A 24,523-nucleotide genomic window follows, 5' to 3' on the forward strand; every position below is an offset into this window, starting at 1 on the left:
AAATCGCCTTGATCACTCAAAATTAAGACTTTGGTCGAGGCTTTTTACGAAGAACGCCCAGAAAGATGGGTGTGCGGAGCAGTGCTCCGAAGTTGTCGCGTGGCATGTCTTGACTCCAGGCGCACGGCGGAGCGGCCCTATGACGCAAAAGACTCGCAAAGTGATGGAAGATGTCGTTCATCGACATGGCCGGGTCCACCAGGAGTGCTGCAGGGCCGCCGGGGCGCATCATGGGTCAACTGCGCAGCGCTGCAAGGGCCTTCGCCCTCAGTGGGCACGATCCGTAGGAGGTGGTGAGCGGCACCAACCGGCTGCTCATCGACCTCGACCCCGGCCAGATCGCCGGCTGCTGCTACGTCGTCCTCGACCCCCGTCACCGGCCGCACCCAGACGGTCCGGGCCGGGCACCCGCATCCCCTGCCCTGCTACGCCGCCCCGACCACACGACGGAGGTTCTGGACCTGCCCGGCGGCATCGTGCTCGGTGTCGCTCCCCCCGTGCGTCCTACCCGGTCAGCAACTTCCTCCTGGCCCCCGGCGCGATCCTGGCGCTGTTCACCGACGGACCGGTCGAGCACACGGGGGCCGACATCGATCTGGGCATCGAGCGGCCGTGCTCCACGATCGAGCGAGCCGACCTGCCGCCGCTCGCCGACACGGATCTGGTGATCCGGGAGGCGAGCAGGAGTCCGACCGGCCCGACGGCATCGCGCTCCTGCTCGCCGCCCGCTGGGACCCGGTGCAGCGGTCGTCCCACCGACCAGCAGAAGCCGGCCGTTCACCCGAGGACTTGCACTTGTGGACCCGGCCCGAGCCGGAGCCTCGCCAAGGAGGCAAGGAGTGTCAGACGACATGCATGAAGGCCCGGGTGCTGGGGAGCACCCGGGCCCTCATCAGGATCACGGCGGTGGCCGCGCAGTGCCGGCCGATGCACCGCGGCCGTTCAGGCCTGCTGTTCGCTGATGTTGACCAGCCAGGTGATGCCGAAGCGGTCCGTGCACATGCCGAAGACATCGCCCCACATCTGCTTCTCGAGCGGGACCGAGACCGTGCCGCCTGCGGAGAGCTTGTCCCAGTACCCGCGCAGCTCTCCGGCGTCATCCCCGCTCAGGCTCACGGAGATGTTGTTCCCGGGGTTGTACGCCATCCCCGGCGGGGTGTCGGAGGCCATGAGTGTGAAGCCGCTGTCGGTCTCGAGCATGCTGTGCATGATCTTGTCGGCGATGTCTCCGGCCTCCTTCTGGCCGAAGTCACCGAAGGTGTTCATCGCCAGGGTGCCGCCGAAGATCTCTTTGTAGAACTCCATGGCTTGCCGGGCGTCGCCGTCGAAGCTGATGTACGGGTTGAGTCGAGAGGACACGAGATCATCCTTTCGGGATGAGACGTCGGTTCTGGCAGATTAGGCGCTGTGCCACCGGTGATGAGGGCGACTCCCCGGCCCGACGCCGACCGCAGTGGTGGCGACACAAGGGGGACGCGCTACCGCGACATGCAGGAGGGCCCGGGTGCTGGGGAAGCACCCGGGCCCTCGTACGTCTTGCTCTGTATCGCTAGGGCAGCTGAGCCGCCCGTGCCTCGCGCCGGTTGTCGCGGAAGGTGTTCACCCGCCGCGCCGTCGCGAAGAGCGGGATGACCGCTCCCAGGACCACCTGCAGCGCGCAGCCGGTCTGCAGGAGCAGCTGACCGCCGGGGGCGTCGAACGCCCAGGCGGCGAGCAGCCCCATCGCGCCGACGATCCAGCTGAGCATCGCCACCGCGAGGACACCCCGCGGCTTCGGGTACTCGACCCGGCTGACCATCAGCCACGCCACTCCGACGATCGCGAGCAGCGTCGGTACGAAGGGCAGCTCCAGGAGGACGATCGAGACGACCGTGAGCGCTCCGAAGGGACTCGGCATGCCCTGGAACATGCCGTCCTTCATGGTCACGCAGGAGAATCTGGCCAGTCTCAGCACCACGGCCAGCAGCACGACGATCGCCGCCAGCGCCGACATCCTCTGGTGTGCGTCGTCCGCGACCATGCCGTACACGAGTACGAAGTACGCCGGCGCGAGGCCGAAGCTGATCAGGTCCGAGAGGTTGTCCAGCTCCGCGCCCATCGGTGAGCTGCGGAGCTTGCGCGCCACCAGCCCGTCGAAGAGGTCGAAGACCGCGGCGAGGAGCATCAGCATCACGGCGGTGGCCGCGGAGTGCCGGGCCATGCCGCTCTCGTCGCTGCCCGTGAGGTGCGGGATGAGGATCCCCGTGGTGGTGAAGTACACCGCCATGAAACCGCACGTCGCATTACCGAGAGTGAGGGTGTCCGCTATCGACAGCCGCATAGAGAGCGGCATGTCCTCGACGTCGTCCTCGGACTCGGCCTCCGGCACCCAGCCGGCCTGTGTGTCGGGATCAATCACGGTCAATTCGAGTCACCCCCGCGGTGGTGGTCTGGCCGACCTCGACCGCGACATCGATACCTTCCGGAAGGTAGATGTCGACCCGGGAGCCGAAGCGGATCAGGCCGATACGCTCGCCCTGCTCCACCTTCGTGCCCTGCGGGATGTACGGGACGATGCGACGGGCAACCGCACCCGCGATCTGCACCATCTCGATGTCACCGAGCTCGGTGTCGAAGTGCCAGACAACCCGCTCGTTGTTCTCGCTCTCCTTGTTGAACGCCGGGACGAACCCACCGGGGATGTGCTCGACCGATGTCACCGTGCCGGCCAGTGGCGCACGGTTGACGTGAACATTCAGCGGGCTCATGAAGATCGCGACGCGGGTGCGCCCGTCCTTCCACGGCATGATGCTCTGCACCACACCGTCGGCCGGAGAGATGACTCGGCCCTGGGTGATCTCGCGCTCGGGGTCGCGGAAGAACCACAGCATGCCCGCCGCGAGGGCGGTGGTGGGCACGGCCACGGCGGCCCAGCGTCCGGACCTGCGGGCCCGGGTGAGGCTGAGCGCCGCGGTGGCGACGGTCGGGAGGAGCCACGGCGAAGCTCCGCGCGCAAGGCGGACTCCGCCGCGTGATGCAGAGGTTTGGCTGTCGGGCATGGATGACCTTCGTAGCGGATGAGGCCGCGCTGGCAACGGGGGACGGCGGCTTTTCCGGCGATGCTATCGGTTGCGAGCCGCAACTGGGCAAGCCAGGAGCCGAGTCGGACGGCTGGAAGGCACCGGCTGAGGATGACAGGGTGTGATCTTCTTCGCGACTAAATCGTCTCGAAGGGGACAATCAGCCCTGGAACCGGTACTCCTCGAGGAGTCGGCGCCCAATGATCATTTTCTGGATTTCGGCGGTACCTTCACCGATCAGCAGCATCGGGGCCTCCCGGTAGAGGCGCTCGATCTCGTACTCCTTGGAGAAGCCGTAACCGCCGTGGATACGGAAGGCGTCCTCGACGACTTCCTTGCAGTATTCGGAGGCGAGGTACTTCGCCATCCCTGCCTCCAGGTCGTTTCGTTCCCCGGAGTCCTTTTTGCGCGCTGCATTCACCATCATTGCATGCGCCGCTTCTACCTTGGTGGCCATTTCGGCCAGCTTGAACTGGATCGCCTGGTGCTGGGCGATCGGTTTTCCGAACGTGTGGCGCTGCTGAGCGTAGGAAACGCCCAGCTCGAATGCACGCTGCGCGACGCCGCAACCACGCGCGGCCACATTCACCCGGCCGACCTCGACACCGTCCATCATTTGGTAAAACCCTCGACCCGTGGTGCCGCCGAGTACACGATTGGCCGGAATGCGTAGTCCGTCCATGATGAGTTCCGTCGTGTCGACGCCCTTGTAACCCATCTTGTCGATCTTCCCGGGAATGGTGAGCCCCGGCCGGACCTCGCCGAAGCCCGGCTCCTTCTCCACCAGGAAGGTCGTCATCGACTTGTGCCGGGCCGTCCCTTCGGGGTGGCCTTCGTCACTTCGGCACAGCACGGCGACGAGCGAGGACGTACCGCCGTTCGTCAGCCACATCTTCTGGCCGTTCAGGACGTACTCGTCGCCGTCCTTGACGCCCTTGGAGGTGATTGCCGCGACATCGGAGCCCAGCGCCGGCTCGGACATCGAGAACGCGCCCCGGACCTCGCCCAGCGCCATCCGCGGCAGGAACGTGTCCTTCTGCTCCTGGGTGCCGTGCTGCTTGAGCATGTACGCCACGATGAAGTGCGTGTTGATGATTCCCGACACGCTCATCCAGCCGCGCGCGATCTCCTCCACGCAGAGCGCGTATGTGAGAAGCGACTCACCCAGGCCCCCGTACTCCTCGGGGATCATCAGCCCGAACAGGCCCAGTTCCTTGAGCCCCTCGACGATCTCCGTCGGGTACTCGTCGCGGTGCTCCAGCTGGGTCGCGACCGGAATGATCTCCTTGTCGACGAAATCCCGGACCGTGGAGAGGATTTCCTGCTGGATGTCGTTCAGGCCGGCGGTCTGGGCGAGTCGCGTCATGGCTACTTCTCCACGTTCTTCTGCGAAGGCTGGTTCAGCTCCGGGCGGCCGGGCTGCTCGCCGCCGCGTTCCTTGATGTACGTCTCGGTGGGGACCATCACCTTGCGGCGGAACACGCAGACGAGCGTCCCGTCCTGCTTGTAGCCCTTGGTCTCCACGTAGACGATTCCGCGGTCACTCTTGGACTTCGACGGAGTCTTGTCGAGGACGGTCGTCTCGCCGTAGATCGTGTCGCCGTGGAAGGTCGGTGCGACATGCTTCAGCGACTCGACCTCCAGGTTGGCGATCGCCTTTCCGGAGACGTCGGGGACGGACATGCCGAGCAACAGCGAGTAGATGTAGTTGCCGACTACAACGTTCTTGCCGAAATCGGTCGTCTTCTCCGCGTAGTTGCTGTCCATGTGCAGCGGGTGATGATTCATGGTGAGCAGACAGAAAAGGTGGTCGTCGTACTCCGTGACCGTCTTTCCGGGCCAGTGCTTGTACACCGCACCGACCTCGAACTCCTCATAGGTGCGTCCGAACTGCATGGTCAGGCCTCCGGAGCTTCGAACTTGGAGGTGCGCTGCATGCCGGCCGCGCGGCCCTTGCCCGCGATGACCAGGGCCATCTTGCGGCTGGCCTCGTCGATCATCTCGTCGCCGAGCATCGCCGAACCCTTCTTGCCGCCCGCCTCCGAGGTGCACCACTCGTACGCGTCGAGGATCAGCTCGGCGTGGTCGTAGTCCTCCTGCGACGGCGAGAACACCTCGTTGGCCGCGTCGACCTGGCCGGGGTGCAGCACCCACTTGCCGTCGAAGCCCAGCGCCGCCGCACGGCCGGCGACCTCGCGGTACGCGTCCACGTCACGGATCTGCAGGAAGGGACCGTCGATCGCCTGGAGGTCGTGCGTACGGGCCGCCATCAGGATGCGCATGAGGATGTAGTGGTACGCGTCCGCGCCGTAGCCGGGCGGCTGCTGGCCGACGACCAGGGTCTTCATGTTGATCGACGCCATGAAGTCGGCCGGGCCGAAGATCAGCGTCTCCAGACGCGGTGAGGCGGCCGCGATGTCGTCGATGTTCACCAGGCCCTTGGCGTTCTCGATCTGCGCCTCGATGCCGATCTTGCCGACCTCGAAGCCCATCGTCTTCTCGATCTGGGTGAGCAGCAGATCGAGGGCGATGACCTGCTGGGCGTCCTGGACCTTCGGCAGCATGATGCAGTCGAGGTTCTGGCCGGCGCCCTCGACCACCGTGATCACATCGCGGTACGTCCAGTGCGTCGTCCAGTCGTTGACGCGCACGACCCGGGTCTTGCCCGTCCAGTCGCCGTTGTTCAGCGCGTCGACGATGTGGTGCCGGGCGCCTTCCTTGGCGAGTGGGGCGCAGGCGTCCTCGAGGTCCAGGAAGACCTGGTCGGCCGGGAGGCCTTGGGCCTTCTCCAGGAACCGCGGGTTCGAGCCCGGTACAGCCAGGCAGGAGCGGCGCGGACGCAGACGGTTCACGGCGGACGTGGGCGTGGTCATGCGGGGACCTCCAGAGGGTCGAGCTTGTTCGCTTTCCGGATCTCGTCGACGATACGGCCGATGATCTCCGTGATGCCGAAGTCCTTCGGGGTGAATACGGCGGCGACGCCCGCCTCGATCAGCGCGGTGGCGTCGGCGGGCGGAATGATCCCGCCCGCGATGACGGGTATGTCGTTGGCGCCGGCCTCGCGCAGCCGGTTCAGCACGTCCGGCACCAGCTCGGCGTGCGAGCCGGACAGGATTGACAGACCGACGCAGTGCACGTCCTCGGCCAGCGCGGCCGAGACGATCTGTTCGGGGGTCAGTCTGATCCCCTGGTAGACGACCTCGAACCCGGCGTCACGGGCCCGTACGGCGATCTGCTCGGCACCGTTGGAGTGCCCGTCCAGGCCCGGCTTGCCGACGAGCAGTCGCAGCCGTCCGGTGCCGAGGTCGCCGGCGGTGCGGGCGACCTTCTCGCGGACCAGGGCGAGCGGCGTGCCCGCCTCCGCGGTCACCGCGACCGGTGCGGACGAGACGCCCGTCGGGGCCCGGAACTCGCCGAACACATCGCGCAGCGCCCACGACCACTCGCCGGTGGTGACACCCGCGCGGGCGCACTCCACGGTCGCTTCCATCATGTTGTCGGTGCCGGCCGCGGCCTTCTTCAGCGCCGCCAGCGCCTCGGAGGCGCGGGCCTCGTCACGGTTGTCGCGCCACTCGTGGAGCGCCGTGACCACCCTGGCCTCGTTGGCGGGGTCGACCGTCATGATCGCGCCGTCGAGGTCCGCGGTGAGCGGGTTCGGCTCGGTCGTCTCGTAGATGTTGACGCCGACGATCTTCTCCTCGCCGCCCTCGATCCGGGCCCGCCGCTGTGCGTGCGACGAGACCAGCTCCGACTTCAGGTAGCCGGACTCGACGGCAGCCATGGCGCCGCCCATCTGCTGGATCCGGTCGATCTCCGCGAGCGACTCGGTGACCAGGGCGTCCACCTTGGCCTCGATCACATGCGAACCCGCGAAGATGTCCTCGTACTCCAGCAGATCGCTCTCGTGCGCGAGGACCTGCTGGATCCGGAGCGACCACTGCTGGTCCCAGGGCCGGGGGAGCCCCAGCGCCTCGTTCCAGGCGGGCAGCTGGACGGCCCGGGCGCGGGCGTCCTTGGAGAGGGTGACCGCCAGCATCTCCAGGACGATGCGCTGGACGTTGTTCTCCGGCTGCGCCTCGGTCAGCCCGAGGGAGTTGACCTGGACGCCGTAGCGGAAGCGTCGCTGCTTGGCGTTGGTGATGCCGTACCGCTCGCGGGTGACCTGGTCCCAGATGCGGCCGAAGGCGCGCATCTTGCACATCTCCTCGATGAAGCGGACGCCCGCGTTCACGAAGAAGGAGATACGGGCGACGACATCGCCGAACTTCTCCTCGGGCACCTGCCCGGAGTCACGGACCGCGTCGAGGACGGCGATCGCCGTCGACATGGCGTATGCGATCTCCTGGACCGGAGTGGCCCCTGCCTCCTGCAGGTGATAGCTGCAGATGTTGATCGGGTTCCACTTCGGTATGCGGTTGACCGTGTACGTGATCATGTCGGTGGTCAGCCGCAGCGAGGGACCGGGCGGGAAGACGTGCGTCCCGCGCGAGAGGTACTCCTTGACGATGTCGTTCTGCGTCGTGCCCTGGAGCTTCGTGGCGTCGGCGCCCTGCTCCTCGGCGACCACCTGATAGAGCGCCAGCAGCCACATCGCGGTGGCGTTGATCGTCATCGAGGTGTTCATCTGCTCCAGCGGGATGTCCTGGAACAGCCGCCGCATGTCACCGAGGTGGGAGACGGGCACGCCGACCCGGCCGACCTCGCCGCGGGCGAGGATGTGGTCGGGGTCGTAACCCGTCTGGGTCGGCAGGTCGAAGGCGACCGACAGACCGGTCTGGCCCTTGGCGAGGTTGCGCCGGTAGAGCTCGTTGGACGCCTCGGCGGTCGAGTGACCGGCGTACGTCCGCATGAGCCACGGGCGGTCCTTCTGACGCCCGCTCATGTCAGACGTCCCGGAAGCGATTGATGGCGTCGATGTGCTGCTCGCGCAGCTCCTCGTTGCGCACACCCAGACCCTCGCGGGGGGCCAGTGCGAGCACGCCGACCTTGCCCTGGTGGAGGTTGCGGTGCACGTCGTAGGCGGCCTGGCCGGTCTCCTCCAGGGAGTAGACCTTCGACAGCGTCGGGTGGATCTTGCCCTTGGCGACCAGCCGGTTGGCCTCCCACGCCTCGCGGTAGTTGGCGAAGTGCGAGCCCACGATCTTCTTCAGCGACATCCACAGGTAGCGGTTGTCGTACTCGTGGTTGTAGCCCGACGTGGAGGCGCAGGTGACGATCGTGCCGCCCTTGCGGGTCACGTACACGGAGGCGCCGAACGTCTCGCGGCCCGGGTGCTCGAAGACGATGTCCACGTCCTCGCCGCCGGTCAGCTCACGGATGCGCTTGCCGAACCGCTTCCACTCGCGCGGGTCCTGGTTGTGCTCGTCCTTCCAGAACTTGTAGCCCTCGGCGTTGCGGTCGATGATCGCCTCTGCGCCCATCTTGCGGCAGATGTCCGCCTTCTGCTCGCTGGAGACGATGCAGATCGGGTTGGCGCCGCCGGCCAGCGCGAACTGCGTGGCGTACGAACCGAGTCCGCCGCTGGCGCCCCAGATCAGCACGTTGTCGCCCTGCTTCATACCGGCGCCGTTGCGCGAGACGAGCTGGCGGTAGGCGGTGGAGTTGACCAGGCCGGGAGCGGCGGCCTCCTCCCAGCTGAGGTGCTGCGGCTTCGGCATCAGCTGGTTGGACTTGACGAGCGCGATCTCGGCGAGGCCGCCGAAGTTCGTCTCGAAGCCCCAGATCCGCTGCTCGGGGTCGAGCATCGTGTCGTTGTGGCCGTCCGAGGACTCCAGTTCGACCGAGAGGCAGTGCGCGACGACCTCGTCGCCGGGGTGCCAGGCGTTGACGCCGGGGCCGGTGCGCAGGACGACACCCGCCAGGTCGGAGCCGATGACGTGGTACGGCAGGTCGTGGCGCTTGGTGAGCTCGCTGAGCCTCCCGTAGCGCTCCAGGAAGCCGAAGGTGGACATCGGCTCGAAGATCGAGGTCCAGACCGAGTTGTAGTTCACCGAGCTGGCCATGACGGCGACCAGTGCCTCGCCGGGCCCGAGCTCGGGCACCGGAACGTCGTCGAGGTGCAGCGACTTGCGGGGGTCCTTGTCGCGGGAGGCGAGCCCGGCGAACATCTCCGTCTCGTCCTTGCGCACGGTTACCGCGCGGTACGACTCAGGGATGGACAGGGCCGCGAAATCTGCGGCCGTGCTGTCCTGCGATTGGATCGCGTCCAGGATTTCCTTCACGGTGTGCCTCCGGGATGGTGTCTCCCCTGCCCGACCGGAGCCGAGTGCTCGGGGAATGCGTCGAGGGACGCCTGAGGGTCCCTGCCAACGGGGGGTGCGGTGCGTTGTGGAGGTGCTGCCGTCGGTTCGGCTGGTAAGGCTTCGGCCTGCTCTGGTGGAGCAGAAGGGTTTGCCTGTGACGCAGGCGTCCGGGCGCGCAGGCACATGGCTTGCGGGGACAGCCGGCGTACGTGAGGTCTCTGCACGCCGGCCGCCCGGACAACTTCAACGTATGGCACTCCGTGACACCTGGCAAGGCACTGGGTGCCAACAATTTCTCTCACATGTCATCCCGCCGGCACGCATGAGCAACACGGGAGGCGGTTCGTGCTGTTCTGTCCCGCTCGGTATGGTCAGGCAGTGCGCCGGTGGACATACGGCGTGGTGGTGCTCAGTGCGGTGAAACCGAGCCGCTGGAGGATCGGACGGCTCTGGTCGGTCGCGTCGACCTGCAGATATGTGTAGCCACGCTCGGTGGCGATCGCGGCACGGAAGGCCACCAGCGCCCGGTAGATGCCCTTCCCGCGCCACGGCTCGACCGTCCCGCCGCCCCAGAGCCCCGCGAAGCCGGTGCCCGGGTACAGCTCCATGCGGGCCGAGCTCACCGGCTCGTCGCCCACCATGGCCAGCACCCCGACGAAGCTGTCCGGGGCCTCGGCGAGCCGGGCCAGCACCTGATGCCGCAGCCGCGACCGGTCCGAGCCGAACGCCCGCTCATGAGCCCGGGCCATCAGCTCCACATCGGCCGCATCGGTCACCGTGCGCAGCCGGACGCCCTCGGGGAGCTCCACCGCGGTCGAGAGGTCCGCGACCGGGGCGACCAGCAGGGTCTCCGGCTCCTCCGCGACGAAGCCGGCCGCCCGCAGCCGCTGCCCCAGGTCCGCCGGCCGGTCGTGCGCGTACAGCTTCCACTCGAACTCGTCGAGGCCGAGCGCGGTGAAGCGCTCCACCTGAGCCGCGATCGCCGCATCCGCCCGGACGGCGTCCAGATCCGGCGCGGACCAGACGACGCCGTTCCAGTCGTCGGCCGCGCCGACCTGACGTACGACATCGGCGGTGCGCTCGACGCGGACACCGGGGCCGTCGGCTCGGGCATGCTCGCGCATCTCGTGGTCGAAGAGGGACAGCAGGGCGTCGTGATCACGAGTCATGCGCCCACCACAACACCGGCGGGTCCGGGCCGCAACCAGGTTTCGGCGCCCGGGCGCGCATACCGGACGGCTCGAAAGCGAGCCCGTCCGGCATGCGGGGGGCGACGGAGCGGTTCGGCCAACAGGCCCCCGCTCAGTGGTCCTTGAGCGCCTGCTGGATCGTGCGCATCACTTCGTCGAGCGGTGCGTCGGTGCGTGCCACCGCGACCAGCACCTCGCCCTCCGTGCTCACCGAAGCTACGGCCGGCGGGGACGCGGGCTCGGTCCCGGCGATCCGGCCCGCGCCGATCCCGGTCCCGAACGTGTCCCGGACGATCGCGAACGCGTGGTCGAGCTGGGCCTCGACGTCGCCCTGGCCGCCCGCCCGCAGCCAGCGGCGCAGCACATGGTTGTGCGCGGTGACGACGGCGGACGCCGCGACCTCCGCCAGCAGCGGATCGTCATTGCCGACATGGTGGTCGCGTTCGTCGAAATGGCCCAGGAGATAGCGCGTGAACAGCCGCTCGTAGCGGGCCACCGAGGCGATCTCGGCCTCCCGCAGGGTGGGGACCTCACGGGTCAGCTTGTAGCGGGCCACGGAGACCGCGGGCTTGGCCGCGTACATCTTCATGACTTCCTTGATGCCGCGGCAGACGGTGTCGAGCGGGTGCTCGTGCGCGGGGGCGGCATTGAGGACGGCCTCGGCCCGGACGAGGGTGTCGTCGTGGTCCGGGAAGATCGCCTCTTCCTTGGAGCGGAAGTGCCGGAAGAAGGTCCGCCGGGCGACGCCCGCAGCGCCCGCGATCTCGTCGACCGTCGTCGCCTCGTACCCCTTCGTGGCGAAGAGCTCCATCGCTGCGGCGGCCAGTTCGCGGCGCATCTTGAGCCGTTGGGCGGCGGCGCGCGTGCCTGCGGCACTCTCCGGGGCGTCGGGTGCGGCGGAGACACGGGGGGACCTGGCAGGCTGGGACATGGTGTGAACGTACTGCATCGGCGCAGGAGAGCGCGCCTGCGGGGGCGGGCCGCCGGGCGGCACCTCCCACGCCGAAGGCGGTGGCGGCGGATCGAGCAGCCCTCCCCAGCCGGCTCCCGGCCCGGGGACCGGCTGGGAGCCGGCCGGGCGGTCCCGCCCGGCCGGAGACCCGGCCGGCCGGGCAGGAGCCCGCCGTCCCTCAGCGCCGGGCATATTCGCGGAAGCCGCGCCCCGTCTTGCGGCCGAGGCAGCCGGCGGCCACCAGATGCTCCAGCAGCGGTGCCGGGGCCAGGCCCGGGTCGCGGAACTCGCTGTGCAGCACCTTCTCGATGGCGAGCGAGACATCGAGCCCGACGACGTCGAGGAGCTCGAACGGGCCCATCGGGTAGCCGCCGCCCAGCTTCATCGCGGCGTCGATGTCGTCGAGGGTCGCGTAGTGCTCCCCGACCATCTTGATCGCGTTGTTGAGGTACGGGAACAGCAGCGCGTTGACGATGAAACCGGCCCGGTCCCCGCAGTCCACCGGGTGCTTGCGGATCTTCCCGCACACCTCACGGACGGTGGCGTGGACGTCGTCGTCCGTGAGCACCGTACGGACCACCTCGACCAGCTTCATCGCGGGCGCCGGGTTGAAGAAGTGCATCCCGATGACGTCCTGCGGACGCGAGGTGGCCCGTGCGCACGCCACGACCGGCAGCGACGACGTGGTGGTGGCGAGCACCGCACCCGGCTTGCAGACCTTGTCCAGCGTGGCGAACAGCTGCTGCTTGACCGCCAGGTCCTCGGCGACCGCCTCGACCGCGAGATCGACGTCGTCGAACGAGTCCAGCGAACCGGCCGCGGTGATGCGGGCGAGGGTCTCGTCCCGCGCCTCGGCCGTCAGCCGCCCCTTGGTGACGGAACGCTCCAGCGACTTGGCGATCCGGCCCTTCGCCGTGTCCGCCTTCTCCTGGCTGCGCGCGGCGAGCACCACGTCGTAACCGGCCTTCGCGAAGACCTCCGCGATGCCCGAGGCCATCGTCCCGGACCCGGCGACGCCCACGGACCGCACGGTGCGCCCGGCCGCCGCTCCGGCGCTCTCCCGCGGCGTCTTCGTGTCCGGCACCACGGTCTGGCTGCCCGGCGCCGCGTACGTGTAGAAGCCGCGGCCCGACTTGCGGCCGGTCAGCCCGGCCTCGCTGAGCTGCTTGAGGATCGGCGCAGGGGCGTGCAGCCGGTCGTGCGACTCGGAGTACATCGCCTCCAGGACGGTACGGGCGGTGTCGACCCCGATCAGGTCGAGCAGGGCGAGCGGGCCCATCGGCAGCCCGCAGCCCAGCTTCATGGCCGCGTCGATGTCCTCGCGGGAGGCGTAGCTCGCCTCGTACATCGCGGCGGCCTGGTTCAGGTAGCCGAACAGCAGCCCGTCGGCGACGAACCCCGGCCGGTCGCCCACCGCGACCGGCTCCTTGCCCAGCTCACGGGCGAGCTCGGTGACCGCCTCGACGGCCGGCGGCGCGGTCAGCACCGAGGAGACCACCTCGACCAGCTTCATCGCGGGCGCCGGGTTGAAGAAGTGCAGGCCGATGACGCGCTCGGGGTGCTGCGACTCGGCGGCCAGCCGGGTCACCGACAGGGCGTTGGTGCCGGTCGCCAGGATCGCGGTGGGGGAGGTGATCGCGTCGAGTTCCCGGAAGAGCTGCTGCTTGATCTCGTACGACTCGGGCACGACCTCGATGACGAGCTGCGCGTCCGCGGCGGCCTGCAGATCGGAGAAGGTACGGAACCGGGCGAGGACGTCGTGCCGCTCGCCCTCGGTGATCCGCCCCTTCTGCACGGCGCGGGCGGTGGAGGCTTCGAGGGCGGCAACGGCCTGACGCGCGGCCGCCTCGCTGATGTCGATACCGATGACCTCGCGGCCGGCCCGGGCGAGGACCTCGGCGATGCCGGTGCCCATGGTGCCGAGGCCGACGACGGCGATGGTGGAGAGCGGGATGTCCATCACGGGACTCCAGGGATGAGTGACGACTGTGTGGGCGCACGACGCGCAAGGATCTGGTGGGGCCGCGGGGCCCGACCGGCGCATGGCGTGCGGGAATTGCATGTCGTGGTGCTCAGGGCCGGGGGTGTACCGAACACACCCGGACCCGGGATGGGGGTGACGGACTCTGTCCCGGAGTCACGTCTCGCAAAGCTGCCGAACCGACAAGCACTCCGGGTGGCTGCGTCACCAGGCCACTGGAGTCGGCGGGGAGTGTGTCCCGCTCATATGAGGTTAACCGGCGAGTAACGAGCGCGCCAGTCCCGAGTTGTTGTGTGCCCGCTCACACTCGCCGTGTCCGCCGATACGCTGACGGTCATGGACGAGGAGTTCCGGTCGCTGGCCGACCGGCTGGGGGACGAGGCGGGGGAGTCGGCGGCGTACCGCAGGCTGCTCGCCACCGAGGACGACGAGGAGCTGGCCCAGGTTCTCGTCGAAGGCGAACGCCCGCTCTGGGCGCGCGAGATCGCCGCGTTCCGGCTCGGCTGCGGCGGCGACAGACGGGCCTTCGAGGCGCTGGTCCTGCTGCTCAACCACCGCGACCCGGAGCGCTGTGTCTCCGCCGCCCATGCCCTGGTGCGCCTCGGCGACCCGCGTACGCCCCGGGCCGCCGCCGCCCTTGCGACCAACACCCTGCGCACCGCCTACGCCCTGCATCCGGTACGGCTGCTCACTGCCCTGCGGGCCCCCGAGTCCGTCCCGACGCTGATCAGCACCCTGGAACGGCTGCTGGCACCGGACGAGCCGCACTGGCGGGTCGCGCTGGCCTGTGTGGAGGGGCTGGGGCAGCTCGGCGACGCGCAGGCGCGGCCGGTCCTGGAGGCGGCGCTGCCGCACCCGAGGCTCGGCGGCGCGGCCGAGGAGGCGATCAGCCGGCTGCCGGCGGCCTGAGGGGACGTACGTAACGCACCTCGGGCACGAGGACGCCACCGACCTGGAAGGGTTCCTCGGCGCCGTCCGGAGCGAAGCCCGCATGCTCGTAGAAACGGCGGGCCGGTGCGTTCTCCTTGAGGACCCAGAGCGACAGATCGGGAAACCCGTCCGCTGTGGAGCGCTCCAGGATCTCCGCCATCAGGGCGCGGCCGACTCCGGTTCCGCGCTGCTCGGGCAGCACATAGATGGCGTACAGCTCGCCGCGGGTGAGCCGCCTGCCGTCCGCGCGGTACGGGCCGTAACAGGCCCAGCCGATCACACCCGTGCCCGGCCGCTCGGCCACCACATTGACGACCGTGTTGCGTTCGGCGAAGAAGCCGCGCCGCCGCTGCGCGTCCTCGGCGATGTCCATCGCGTCCAGATACGCCTGCGGGATCAGCCCGGTGTACGCGGCCTGCCAGCCGCGCACCCGGACCGTCGCGACGGCCTCGCAGTCGTCGATGCTCATGGTTCTGACGGACAGGTCGGGGGCGTACGCGGAGGTGGGCCGTGTCGTCATACGGACCATGGTGGCGTACGCCCCCGAGGGCGTGCGATCGGGTTACCGGGTCCGGAGTCCGGGCCCCTCCCGTCAGCCGCGGAAGCCGAGCATCGCGTGCAGTGCGCCGCCTCCGTCTGCCGTCGCGCCCCGCAACGTCTTCGCCGATGCCCCGGCGGCCAGCGGCTCCGGGTCGGGCGACCTGGGGCAGACCGCGTCCGCGTCGGCACCGCTGCCGCTGCCGTGCGGGACGGTGCCCTTGTCGAGGTAGTCCACCAAGTACCCGTCCAGGCACTTGTTGCCGCTCAGCGTGATGCCGTGGTTGCCGCCGCCCTGTTCGACGACCAGGCTCGAGCCGCGGAGTCCACGGTGCATGGTGACCCCGCCCTCGTACGGGGTGGCCGCGTCCTCCGTGGCCTGGAAGAGCAGCGCCGGCGGGAGCGCGTCGTTGGAGACCCGCACCGGGTTGAGCGGCTGCACCGGCCAGGATGCGCACGGTGCGTTGTACCAGGTGTTGTTCCAGGTGTAGAAGGGTGCCTTGCTGTGCACCCTCCAGCTATCGCTGCGCCAGGTGTTCCAGTCGCGCGTCCACTCGGCGTCGTGGCACTGCACGGCCGCGTAGACCGAGTAGCCGTTGTCGCCCTTGTCGTCGACGGCGCCGAACTTCTTGTACGCGCGGACCAGCGCGTTTTGGTCCTTGTGGTTCACGTACGAGGCGAACGCGTCGGCCAGGTACGGCCAGTACCCGTTGTTGTAGCCGCCCGGCAGGAACGTGTCCTGCAGCTCACTCATGCCGACCGTGCCGCCCGCGGGTTCCTTCCTGACCGCTTCGCTCATCGCGTACCAGGCGGCCTCGACCTTCGCCGGGTCGCTGCCGAGTCCGTACGTCGAGTTGTGCTTCGCGATCCAGGCGGCGAACGCCTTCTGGCGGGCGTCGAACGCGTAGTCCTGGCCGATGTTGTCGTCGTACCAGACCCCGTCCGGGTCGACGTTCGAGTCGAGCACCAGACGCCGTACCCGCTCCGGGAACAGCTTGGCGTACACCGCGCCCAGATAGGTGCCGTACGAGTATCCGAAGTAGTTGATCTGCGGGGAGCCGATGGCCTGCCGGATCACATCGAGATCCTTGGCGGTGCTCACCGTGTCCATGTACGGCAGCAGATCGGGGTACTTCGCGCCGCACGCGGCGGCGAAGGACGCGGCGCGGTCGCGGTTGGCCTGCTCGGTCCGGAGGTCCAGCGGTACCGGGTCGGGGCGCAGCGGCTCGAAGTATTTCGGTACACAGTTCAGCGCCGGGGAGCTCTTCCCGACCCCGCGCGGGTCGAACCCGATCACGTCGTACTGCGCGGCGGTCTCCTTCGGCAGTGAGGCCGCCACGTAGCCGGCCATCGCCAGTCCGCTGCCGCCGGGGCCGCCAGGGTTGACGAGCAGAGGGCCCTGCGAGGTCTTCGCGGTGTGCGGGATCCGCGACAGGGCGAGGGTGATGCTCCTGCCCGACGGATCGTCATGGTTGAGCGGGGTGAGCACGGTTGAGCACTGCAGCGTCGGATACGACTTCGTGGCGCAGCCGGTCCATGTGAGTTGCGCGGCAGGCGGCGCGACTCCATCGGCTGCCGCCGGGGACGGAACGCCGGTCAGCAGACCGGCGACTGTCGCACCGACGGCGAACAGAATTCCTGAACGATTCGTCATATGGCCTCCCGTGGTGGAGGGAACGCGGCTGCGGGTCGTGCAGCCCCCGCCGCATGCTGCCCACATTCGGACACGGAAGGACATGTTCTGATGAGAGTTGACCCATTTGCCCGACCCGGGCTCGCGTAAGCCCAGGGCAGGTTCGGGGTGAGGTCCGGAACCGAGCTCGGGCCGAGGTCAGAGCAGGGTCAGCTGAGTGGGGCCGGGATCGTCGAGCGGCGACTGCTGCTCCTGCTGTACGGGGATCCGGCGGGGCTCTCCGCGACGCGCCGGACCGATGCCGTACTCGGCGGCCAGCTCGTGCACCCGGCGGGTGACGGTGCGCTGGTACCACGTGGGCGCGTACGCCCCGTCCGCGTACATCCGCTCGTACCGCCGCACCAGTTGGGGGTGGTGCCGGCCGAGCCACTGCATGAACCACTCGCGGGCGCCCGGCCGCAGATGGAGCACGAGCGGGGTCACCGAGGTCGCCCCGGCGGCGGCGATCGCGCGAACCGTGGCCCGCAGCTGGTCCGGGCGGTCACCGAGGAACGGGATGACGGGCGCCATCAGTACGCCGCAGTCGATGCCGTTCTCGCTCAGCGTGCGTACGACGTCGAGGCGGCGCTCGGGGGAGGGGGTGCCGGGTTCGACCGTGCGCCACAGCTCGGGATCGACGAAGCCGACCGAGACGGAGATGCCGACTTCGGTGACCTCCGCGGCCTGCCGCAGCAGCTCCAGATCGCGCAGGACGATCGTGCCCTTGGTGAGGATCGAGAACGGGTTCGCGTGGTCGCGCAGGGCCTCGATGATGCCGGGCATCAGCCGGTAGCGGCCCTCGGCCCGCTGGTAGCAGTCGACGTTGGTGCCCATCGCGATGTGCGCCCCGTGCCAGCGGCTGGAGGCGAGGTGGCGGCGAAGCAGCTCCGGGGCGTTGATCTTGACGACGATCTGCGAGTCGAAGCCGAGCCCGGTGTCGAGGTCCAGATAGCTGTGGGTCTTGCGGGCGAAGCAGTAGACGCAGGCATGCGTACAGCCCCGGTACGGGTTCACGGTCCATTCGAACGGCATCCGGGATGCGCCCGGCACCCGGTTCACGATCGAGCGGGCCCGGATCTCATGGAAGGTGATTCCCCGGAATTCGGGGGTGTCGAAGGTGCGCGTGGTCACCGCGTCCGCGGCGAAGAGCGCGCCGGTCCCGGTCTCCCGGGTGTTCTCGACCAGATTGTCCCAGCGCATGGACGCCTCCTCGGTAGCGCTGGACACAGAATAGAACACTTGTTCCCTTGATCGTTTCCTCCCCTTCGTCCCGGCCCGGATTTTGAGCGGCGCGCCGGAGGTGATTGGCTCAGCACACCCCGAACAACCGAGTGGTGGAGGAGCAGCCATGGCGCAGGTCGAGGCCACGACAGAGCGGATCATCGCGGCGGACGCGGAGACGGTGTTCGACGCGCTGGCCGACTACAAGGAGGTCCGGGGCAAGGTGCTGCCCGGCCAGTTCAGTGAGTACGAGGTGCGCGAGGGCGGTGACGGCGAGGGCACCCTCGTCCACTGGAAGCTGCAGGCCACCAGCAAGCGGATCCGCGACTGCCTGCTGGAGGTCGGCGAGCCGACCGAAGGTCAGCTCGTCGAGAAGGACCGCAACTCGTCGATGGTCACCACCTGGACCGTCACGCCGGCCGGTGAGGGCAAGTCCAAGGCCGTCGTGTCGACCGTCTGGAACGGTGCGGGCGGCATCGGCGGATTCTTCGAGAAGACCTTTGCGCCCAAGGGACTTGGGCGCATCTACGACGAGCTGCTGCAGAACCTCGCGACCGAGGTGGAGAAGTAGCACCGGACATCCCTGACCGGCCTCACCGGTTCGGGTGGTTTTCCCGGCCCGCCGGTTGCGCGCCGTAGTGGCTCCCACCGGGGCATAAGCCCCGCGAGTGCGCCGTCAGCGCCCCCCGTCGCGTTTGCCTCTCTATGTCGCGCAATGCGAGAAATGGGCGGCGCAGATGCGACGAGGGGAGCGGCACGTGGTGGGTGGTATCACTCTGGTGAAGGACGAGCCGGACGGTGCGGGCGGCGCCGGGGAGCAGACAGCCGCCGCTCCCGGCTCGGCGACCGCGGCCCCGTCCGCAGCGGCTTCGACGGATCCCACCGTCACGGATCCGACCGCCACGCCCGCGGCCCAGGAGATCAGCCCCCGAGGCATCCGGCTGGTCTTCCTCGGGCTGATGCTCGCCCTGCTGCTCGCGGCGCTCGACCAGATGATCGTCGCCACCGCGCTGCCCAAGATCGTCGGTGAGCTGCACGGCCTGGAGAAGATGTCCTGGGCGGTCACCGCCTATCTCCTCGCCTCCACCATCGGACTGCCGATCTACGGCAAGCTCGGCGATCTCTTCGGCCGCAAGAGCGTCTTCCAGTTCGCGATCGTCGTCTTCGTCGTCGGCTCCGCGCTGGCCGGCTGGTCCCGCACCATGGACGAGCTGATCGCCTTCCGTGCCGTCCAGGGTGTCGGCGGCGGCGGACTCATGATCGGGGTCCAGGCGATCATCGCGGACGTCGTACCGCCTCGCGAGCGCGGCCGCTTCATGGGGCTGATCGGCGCCGCGTTCGGCCTCGCGTCCGTCGCGGGCCCGCTGCTCGGCGGCTTCTTCACCGACCATGCCTCGTGGCGCTGGTGCTTCTACATCAACGTCCCGTTCGGCCTGGTCACCCTCGTCGTCATCACCGTCGTACTGAAGCTCCCCAAGCCCACGGTCCGGCCCCGGCTCGACGTGCTCGGCGCCCTGCTGCTGGCCGCCGCCTCCACCTGCGTGGTGCTGCTGACCAGCTGGGGCGGCACGGAGTACGCCTGGGGCTCGCGCACCATCCTCGGGCTGGCCGCCGGAGCTGCCGGAACGACACTGCTCTTCCTCGTGGTCGAACGCCACGCACCCGAACCCGTCATCCCGCTCCGGCTGTTCCGCGACTCGATCTTCAATGTCACCGCGCTCGTCGGCGCGGTCGTCGGTGTCGCCCTGTTCGGCGCCGCCAGCTATCTGCCGACGTTCCTGCAGATGGTCGACGGCGCCACCGCCACCGAATCGGGTCTGCTGATGCTCCCGATGATGGGCGGCATCGTCGGGTCGTCCGTCCTCTCCGGCCAGCTGATCTCCCGTACCGGCCGCTACCGCCTGTACCCGATCCTCGGCAGTGCGATCTCGGTGGTCGGCATGTGGCTGCTCTCGCGCCTCGAAACCGACACTCCGCGCATCGAGTACAGCATTGCGCAGGCCGTGCTCGGCATCGGGATCGGCCTGATCATGCCGGTGCTCGTCCTGGCCGTGCAGAACTCCGTGCCGCCCGCCGACCTCGGCACCGCCACCAGCGCGAACAACTACTTCCGTCAGATCGGCGGCAGCGTCGGCGCCGCCGTGTTCGGGACCCTCTTCGCTGGACGTCTCGCGGACGCTCTCGCCGTCCGCCTCCCGTCCGGAGCCGACCTCCCCGACCCGGAGTCGATCACCCCGCAGCTGGTCCATGCCATGGAGCCCGCGCTCCGCGACAGCTACATCCAGGCGTACGCCGACGCGATGCCCCGGATCTTCCTCTACCTCGTGCCGGTGCTCGCGCTCGGCCTCGTCATCGCCTTCTTCCTCAAGGAGAAACCGCTGGTGTCCCACCACAGCCCCGATTCAGCTGCTGATTCCGCCTCGATCCCCGGCGCACGTACTACCGTTGCCCCGCCGCCGACCGTCCAACTCTCGGGCGTGCCGGTGTGCGGCAACGTCCAGCACGCCGACGGCTCGAAGGTCCCGCGCGCCGCCCTCACCCTCATCGATGTCCAGGGGCAGCAGGTCGGAAGGGGCGCGAGCGGTGACGACGGGCGGTACGCGCTGAGCGTGCCGGGCTCCGGCAGTTACGTCCTGATCGCGGCGGCCGGCGGACATCAGCCGCAGGCCGTCAGCGTCACCGTCGGCGAACGGCCCGTCGAGCTCGATGTGGTGCTCGGCGGCGCAGGCAGACTGGCCGGAACCGTCGTCACGGCCGACGGGATCCCGGTGCGCGACGCCGCAGTCACCCTCACCGATGTGCGCGGCGAGGTCGTCGCGTCCACCCGCAGCGGCCGCGAGGGCGGCTATGTGATCTCGGAGTTGGTGGCCGGCGAGTACACCCTCGCCGCCAGCGCCCCCGCCTTCCGGCCCGCAGCGCTGCCGGTCAGCGTGCAGGCGGCCAGAGAGACCCGGCAGGACATCGAACTGGCCGGTGGCGCTGTGCTGCGCGGCATCGTACGGGCGAGCGGTGGACGGCCCGTCGAGGACGCCCGGGTCACGCTCCTCGACGCGGCGGGCAATGTCGTCGACACCCTGACCACCGGGCCCGACGGGGCGTTCCGCTTCGTGGATCTGTCGACCGGCGAGTACACGGTGATCGCGGCCGGTTATCCGCCGGTGGCGACCGTCCTCCAGGTCGCGGGCGGTGGACGCACCGAACGCGACCTCCAGCTCGGGCACGCGGACTGACGTAGGGGGCCATGGCCGGAGCCATCAGGGGCAGGCTCTTGGGGCAGGACCCGGTTCCGGTCGCCCCCAGCGGCTCCCCCCGCCCGGTTGTGCGCGGCGGGGCGCGCGGGGCGCACCACCCCTGGGGTCGATTCCGCCGATGTCCGGCGGGGGCCGGACAGGGAGCCGTACCGTGGAGTCACAAGCCGCAGAGCCTTGCGGTGGGGAAGGAGCCTTCCACCCATGGACCTTGGTGTACCGCCGCAGAGGGCACCACAGCCGCGCGACACCACTGCCGGACGGGTACCGCTCGCCGTAGTCGTCGTCGACGTGGCCGGACTCGTGTCGCACTGGTCCACCGGGGCCAGACGGCTCTTCGGCGTCGGGAGGGAGGACGCCATCGGCTGCCCGGCCGGTGAACTCCTTCCGGTCTCCGGGGCGTTGCGGCAGGACGGGGAGCCAGGGCCGGACGGTACGTACGCCGGATTCGGCCACCCGCTCGACAGTTCGCTCAGCGGGAGCGTCGCCTATCCGGCGGCGGGACGGGCCCGTGTCGACGAGCCGCGGCGCGGCCGGATCGACGTTCTGTGGTGGGCCTACCCGCTGGTCGGCCCCGGTTCCGAACGGCTCCTCGTCCTTGCCGCGGACGCCGGGCAGTTGTGCGAGGCCGATGCGAACGGCAGCCGGGACAGCGAGACGATCGCCCCCGGTTTCGCGCTCCACACCGACTTCCCCGGCTATCAGGACCTGGCCGGCCGGCTCCCCGAGATCCTGCCCAACATGAGCGTGCACCAGGCGACCCGGATCGTCTCGCAGGTCCTCGAACTGGGCTACCCGATCCTGGAGTTCAGCCACCGCGACCGGGTACCGGTCACTCCCGACTGGGGTGTGCCGCGCCGGACGCCGCGCCGCCCGGCCGAGGATCCGGAGGCCACCGCCGACGGTTCGCCGACACCCCGCGCCGTGCCGCGCCCCGAACTCGACCTCGAGTACGGCGCGGTCCGTGAACGGCTGGAGTTCCTCAACGAGGTCAGCGGCCGCATCGGCACCTCCCTCGATCTCGAACGCACCATCCGCGAGGTCACCAGCGCCGCCGTCCCCCGCTTCACCGACTTCGCGGGTACGCATCTGCGCGCCGCGGTCCTCGCCGGTGAGGGCTTCCCGGACGGGCCGCCCGACGTCACCACCGTCTGGCACCGGGTGTGGGTCGAACACAACGACGAGCCCGGCCGCTGGGACGACACCGTCCCGGTCGGCGAGTCCATCGCCTTCCCCGAGCACACGCCGTTCTTCCAGTGCATGGTCACCGGTGAGCCGGTCCTCATCCCGTACGTCAGCGAGGAGATGAGCAACCGGATCTCGGGCGAGTTCGAGAAGCGTGACCTGCGCCCCCTGATCACCCACCGGTCGCTGCTCATCGTGCCGCTCAAGGCTCGTGACGTGGTGCTCGGCTTCATGGTCCTGATGCGCCGTCCCGGCCGCGAGCCCTTCGACGACATGGACCGCACCACGGGCGCCGAACTCGCTGCCCGTGCCGGGCTCGTACTCGACAACGCCCGCATGTACACGTACCAGGAGAATGTCGCCGACACCCTCCAGGACAGCATGCTGCCTCAGGTCGAACCGCGCATGGCGGGCTGCGACATCGCCACCCGCTATCTGCCCGGCGCCCGGCTCGGCCGGATCGGCGGCGACTGGTTCGACTCGGTGAAGCTGCCCGGCTCCCGGACCGCGCTCGTCGTCGGCGACGTCATGGGGCACGGGCTCAACTCGGCGGCGATGATGGGCCAGTTGCGCACCGCAGTACTGACGATGGCCACCATGGAGATGCCGCCCGCCCAGCTGCTGCGCAACCTCGACGACCTGGCACAGCGCCTCGGCGAGCAGTATCTGGCGACCTGCCTCTACGCCGTCTACGACCCGATCCACTCCGAGCTCCAGATCGCCAACGCCGGGCACATCCCACCCGTACTGGTCCGCGCCGAGGACGGCCGGGCGGAGCTCCTCGACCTGCCGACCGGTGCGCCCATCGGCGTCGGCGGTGTCGCCTTCGAGACAGCGACCGTGCAGGTGCGGCCCGGCGACCGGCTGGTTCTGTGCACCGACGGTCTGGTCGAGGTGCGCGGCCAGGACATCGGCGCGGGACTCGCCGCACTCTGTGCCTCTGCCGCGCACCCCGCCGCCTCGATGGACGACGCCTGCGACACGATCATCCGCGCCCTGAACCCGAAGGGCGGCCGCAAGGACGACGTGGCACTGCTGATGGCTCGGCTGAACGGCATCCCGGACGGCGACGTCGCCGAGTGGCAACTCGCCCTGGACCCGCGCGAAGTGGCCCGCGCCCGGCGGCTGGTCCGCGGCAAGCTCCTCGACTGGGAGCTGCCCGATGCGGTGGAGTCGGCCGAGCTGATGGTCAGCGAGCTCGTCACCAACGCCGTGAAGCACGGGCGCACCCACCACATCGGGCTGCGTCTCGTCCGGACCGGCGCCCTGCTCTGCGAGGTCAGCGACGACGAACCGGCCCCGGCCGCGCTCCTCAACGCCTCCGCCCACGACGAGTTCGGCCGCGGACTGCTGGTGGTGAGCGGCCTCGCCCGCGAGTGGGGGACGAGCACCACGGCACGGGGCAAGACCGTCTGGTTCGAACAGGCACTCACCCGCTTCCCGCGCCCCCGCTCGAACATCAGGTGAATGACGCCGCCCCGAACGACGGATGATGCGCACACCCTTGCCACCGGACGCTCCGGGGCAGTAGTCCGTTGCTGAGCAGACAGTGGTGGATACAACGGATTCGGGAGTGCGTATGGACGTGTCGCAGGGCTATCGCGAGTCGTGGGAAGGCTTCTGGTCGGCCACCTCCGACGCCCCCGGTGAGGCGATCTGGGACTCCGACCCGTCCCTCACCTCCGTACCCGACAGCAAGTTGCTGCTTACATACGCCGACGCCTCGCTGCCCGTCGTCGACCTCGGCTGCGGCAACGGCACCCAGACCCGCTACCTCGCCACCTGCTTCGCCCGGGCCATCGGCGTGGACCTCTCGCACGCGGCGATCGAGCACGCACGCCGCGCGGACACCGCGGGTGTCGCGGAGTTCGCCCAGCTCAACCTCGTCGACGGTGATGCGGTGCGGGCTCTGCACGAGCGGATCGGTGACACGAACGTCTATATGCGGGCGGTGATCCACCAGAGCGAGCCGTCGGCCCGGCCCGTGGTCGCCGCAGCCGTCGCGACGCTGATCGGCGAGCGCGGCCGGGCTTTCGTCGCCGAGCTGACGCCCGCCTCCAAGACCGTGCTCCAGCAGGCTGCCCAGGCGCCGGGCGGACCGCCCGAGAAGCTGCGGCGGGTCTTCGAGCACGGGCTCAAGCCGGCGAGCGCCACCGAGGAGGAGGTTCCGGAGCTGTTGCGTGCGGCGGGGCTGACGACGCTGGCCACCGGGGACACCGCACTCGCCCAGACCGAGTACCTGCCCGACGGCACCCGCATCGACCTGCCCGCCCGCTGGTTCGTCCTCGCCGGCGGCTGACCCGAGG

General features: G+C 69.3%; 19 protein-coding genes and 1 pseudogene. 6 read left to right on the forward strand and 14 right to left on the reverse strand.

What is annotated here, in order from left to right; translation table 11 throughout:
* Positions 1-182: 182 nt before the first annotated feature.
* A pseudogene (locus tag ACIA8E_RS05425) lies at positions 183-732 on the forward strand (PP2C family protein-serine/threonine phosphatase); the annotation flags it as partial.
* 210 nt (positions 733-942) lie between these two features.
* Here the strand turns inward: ACIA8E_RS05425 and ACIA8E_RS05430 are convergent.
* The 11 genes from ACIA8E_RS05430 to ACIA8E_RS05480 form a co-directional block, all read right to left on the reverse strand.
* A complete protein-coding gene (locus ACIA8E_RS05430; protein ID WP_399294791.1) occupies positions 943-1,359 on the reverse strand; it encodes a VOC family protein in 417 nt (138 codons plus the stop codon).
* A 190-nt stretch (positions 1,360-1,549) separates the two neighbouring features.
* Complete coding sequence (gene pssA / locus ACIA8E_RS05435) at positions 1,550-2,368, reverse strand: CDP-diacylglycerol--serine O-phosphatidyltransferase (RefSeq protein ID WP_399295080.1); 819 nt, start codon at positions 2,366-2,368, stop codon at positions 1,550-1,552.
* Positions 2,369-2,390: 22 nt separating this feature from the next.
* Positions 2,391-3,038 carry a phosphatidylserine decarboxylase gene (locus ACIA8E_RS05440; RefSeq protein WP_399294793.1) on the reverse strand — a complete coding sequence of 216 codons (648 nt, stop codon included), beginning with the start codon at positions 3,036-3,038 and terminating at the stop codon, positions 2,391-2,393.
* A gap of 181 nt (positions 3,039-3,219) precedes the next feature.
* Positions 3,220-4,425, reverse strand: a complete 1,206-nt coding sequence (locus ACIA8E_RS05445; RefSeq protein ID WP_399294795.1) for an acyl-CoA dehydrogenase family protein — start codon at positions 4,423-4,425, stop codon at positions 3,220-3,222.
* A gap of 2 nt (positions 4,426-4,427) precedes the next feature.
* Positions 4,428-4,955 (reverse strand): MaoC family dehydratase, encoded by a 528-nt coding sequence (locus tag ACIA8E_RS05450; RefSeq protein ID WP_030916550.1) that lies wholly within the window; start codon positions 4,953-4,955, stop codon positions 4,428-4,430.
* Positions 4,956-4,957: 2 nt separating this feature from the next.
* The gene (locus ACIA8E_RS05455) at positions 4,958-5,932 is read right to left on the reverse strand and encodes an HpcH/HpaI aldolase/citrate lyase family protein (RefSeq protein WP_399294797.1); all 975 of its coding nucleotides are present in this window, start codon (positions 5,930-5,932) and stop codon (positions 4,958-4,960) included.
* Positions 5,929-7,941: a protein meaA gene (locus ACIA8E_RS05460; protein ID WP_399294799.1), complete on the reverse strand. Its 2,013-nt coding sequence runs from the start codon at positions 7,939-7,941 to the stop codon at positions 5,929-5,931. Before ACIA8E_RS05460 ends, ACIA8E_RS05455 begins: the two co-directional genes overlap by 4 nt.
* A gap of 1 nt (position 7,942) precedes the next feature.
* Positions 7,943-9,280 carry a crotonyl-CoA carboxylase/reductase gene (gene ccrA / locus ACIA8E_RS05465; RefSeq protein ID WP_399294801.1) on the reverse strand — a complete coding sequence of 446 codons (1,338 nt, stop codon included), beginning with the start codon at positions 9,278-9,280 and terminating at the stop codon, positions 7,943-7,945.
* Positions 9,281-9,672: 392 nt separating this feature from the next.
* Positions 9,673-10,470 carry a GNAT family N-acetyltransferase gene (locus ACIA8E_RS05470; RefSeq protein ID WP_399294803.1) on the reverse strand — a complete coding sequence of 266 codons (798 nt, stop codon included), beginning with the start codon at positions 10,468-10,470 and terminating at the stop codon, positions 9,673-9,675.
* 133 nt (positions 10,471-10,603) lie between these two features.
* A complete protein-coding gene (locus tag ACIA8E_RS05475) occupies positions 10,604-11,422 on the reverse strand; it encodes a TetR family transcriptional regulator (RefSeq protein WP_399294805.1) in 819 nt (272 codons plus the stop codon).
* Between the two features lie 199 nt (positions 11,423-11,621).
* On the reverse strand, positions 11,622-13,403 hold the full coding sequence (locus ACIA8E_RS05480) for a 3-hydroxyacyl-CoA dehydrogenase family protein (RefSeq protein WP_399294806.1): 1,782 nt from the start codon (positions 13,401-13,403) through the stop codon (positions 11,622-11,624).
* Positions 13,404-13,760: 357 nt separating this feature from the next.
* On the opposite strand from ACIA8E_RS05480, the gene ACIA8E_RS05485 reads away from it, so the two are divergent.
* A complete protein-coding gene (locus ACIA8E_RS05485; protein WP_399295082.1) occupies positions 13,761-14,333 on the forward strand; it encodes an adenylosuccinate lyase in 573 nt (190 codons plus the stop codon).
* Here ACIA8E_RS05485 and ACIA8E_RS05490 read toward each other — a convergent pair.
* The 3 genes from ACIA8E_RS05490 to ACIA8E_RS05500 form a co-directional block, all read right to left on the reverse strand.
* Positions 14,311-14,874, reverse strand: a complete 564-nt coding sequence (locus tag ACIA8E_RS05490; RefSeq protein ID WP_399294808.1) for a GNAT family N-acetyltransferase — start codon at positions 14,872-14,874, stop codon at positions 14,311-14,313. The genes ACIA8E_RS05485 and ACIA8E_RS05490 overlap by 23 nt on opposite strands.
* A gap of 72 nt (positions 14,875-14,946) precedes the next feature.
* Complete coding sequence (locus ACIA8E_RS05495) at positions 14,947-16,545, reverse strand: alpha/beta hydrolase (protein WP_399294810.1); 1,599 nt, start codon at positions 16,543-16,545, stop codon at positions 14,947-14,949.
* 177 nt (positions 16,546-16,722) lie between these two features.
* A complete protein-coding gene (locus ACIA8E_RS05500; RefSeq protein WP_399294812.1) occupies positions 16,723-17,763 on the reverse strand; it encodes an Rv2578c family radical SAM protein in 1,041 nt (346 codons plus the stop codon).
* 148 nt (positions 17,764-17,911) lie between these two features.
* On the opposite strand from ACIA8E_RS05500, the gene ACIA8E_RS05505 reads away from it, so the two are divergent.
* The 4 genes from ACIA8E_RS05505 to ACIA8E_RS05520 all read left to right on the forward strand — a co-directional run bounded on the left by ACIA8E_RS05505 (position 17,912) and on the right by ACIA8E_RS05520 (position 24,516).
* Positions 17,912-18,355, forward strand: a complete 444-nt coding sequence (locus tag ACIA8E_RS05505) for an SRPBCC family protein (protein ID WP_352267326.1) — start codon at positions 17,912-17,914, stop codon at positions 18,353-18,355.
* A gap of 187 nt (positions 18,356-18,542) precedes the next feature.
* Positions 18,543-21,014, forward strand: a complete 2,472-nt coding sequence (locus ACIA8E_RS05510) for an MFS transporter (RefSeq protein WP_399294814.1) — start codon at positions 18,543-18,545, stop codon at positions 21,012-21,014.
* A 222-nt stretch (positions 21,015-21,236) separates the two neighbouring features.
* Positions 21,237-23,684: a SpoIIE family protein phosphatase gene (locus ACIA8E_RS05515; RefSeq protein WP_399294816.1), complete on the forward strand. Its 2,448-nt coding sequence runs from the start codon at positions 21,237-21,239 to the stop codon at positions 23,682-23,684.
* Between the two features lie 112 nt (positions 23,685-23,796).
* Positions 23,797-24,516: a class I SAM-dependent methyltransferase gene (locus tag ACIA8E_RS05520; protein WP_399294818.1), complete on the forward strand. Its 720-nt coding sequence runs from the start codon at positions 23,797-23,799 to the stop codon at positions 24,514-24,516.
* The last annotated feature ends 7 nt before the right edge of the window (positions 24,517-24,523 follow it).

This window comes from Streptomyces sp. NPDC051664 (assembly GCF_044453545.1).
GTDB lineage: Bacteria > Actinomycetota > Actinomycetes > Streptomycetales > Streptomycetaceae > Streptomyces.

Coding starts and splice junctions, on each gene's coding strand:
- ACIA8E_RS05515 (WP_399294816.1), top strand. CDS start 21,237: ATGGACCTTGGTGTACCGCCGCAGAGGGCACCACAGCCGCGCGACACC.
- ACIA8E_RS05445 (WP_399294795.1), bottom strand. CDS start 4,425: ATGACGCGACTCGCCCAGACCGCCGGCCTGAACGACATCCAGCAGGAA.
- ACIA8E_RS05520 (WP_399294818.1), top strand. CDS start 23,797: ATGGACGTGTCGCAGGGCTATCGCGAGTCGTGGGAAGGCTTCTGGTCG.
- ACIA8E_RS05450 (WP_030916550.1), bottom strand. CDS start 4,955: ATGCAGTTCGGACGCACCTATGAGGAGTTCGAGGTCGGTGCGGTGTAC.
- ACIA8E_RS05480 (WP_399294806.1), bottom strand. CDS start 13,403: ATGGACATCCCGCTCTCCACCATCGCCGTCGTCGGCCTCGGCACCATG.
- ACIA8E_RS05500 (WP_399294812.1), bottom strand. CDS start 17,763: ATGCGCTGGGACAATCTGGTCGAGAACACCCGGGAGACCGGGACCGGC.
- ACIA8E_RS05460 (WP_399294799.1), bottom strand. CDS start 7,941: ATGAGCGGGCGTCAGAAGGACCGCCCGTGGCTCATGCGGACGTACGCC.
- ACIA8E_RS05490 (WP_399294808.1), bottom strand. CDS start 14,874: ATGACGACACGGCCCACCTCCGCGTACGCCCCCGACCTGTCCGTCAGA.
- ACIA8E_RS05485 (WP_399295082.1), top strand. CDS start 13,761: ATGGACGAGGAGTTCCGGTCGCTGGCCGACCGGCTGGGGGACGAGGCG.
- ACIA8E_RS05440 (WP_399294793.1), bottom strand. CDS start 3,038: ATGCCCGACAGCCAAACCTCTGCATCACGCGGCGGAGTCCGCCTTGCG.
- ACIA8E_RS05475 (WP_399294805.1), bottom strand. CDS start 11,422: ATGTCCCAGCCTGCCAGGTCCCCCCGTGTCTCCGCCGCACCCGACGCC.
- ACIA8E_RS05455 (WP_399294797.1), bottom strand. CDS start 5,932: ATGACCACGCCCACGTCCGCCGTGAACCGTCTGCGTCCGCGCCGCTCC.
- ACIA8E_RS05505 (WP_352267326.1), top strand. CDS start 17,912: ATGGCGCAGGTCGAGGCCACGACAGAGCGGATCATCGCGGCGGACGCG.
- ACIA8E_RS05495 (WP_399294810.1), bottom strand. CDS start 16,545: ATGACGAATCGTTCAGGAATTCTGTTCGCCGTCGGTGCGACAGTCGCC.
- ACIA8E_RS05470 (WP_399294803.1), bottom strand. CDS start 10,470: ATGACTCGTGATCACGACGCCCTGCTGTCCCTCTTCGACCACGAGATG.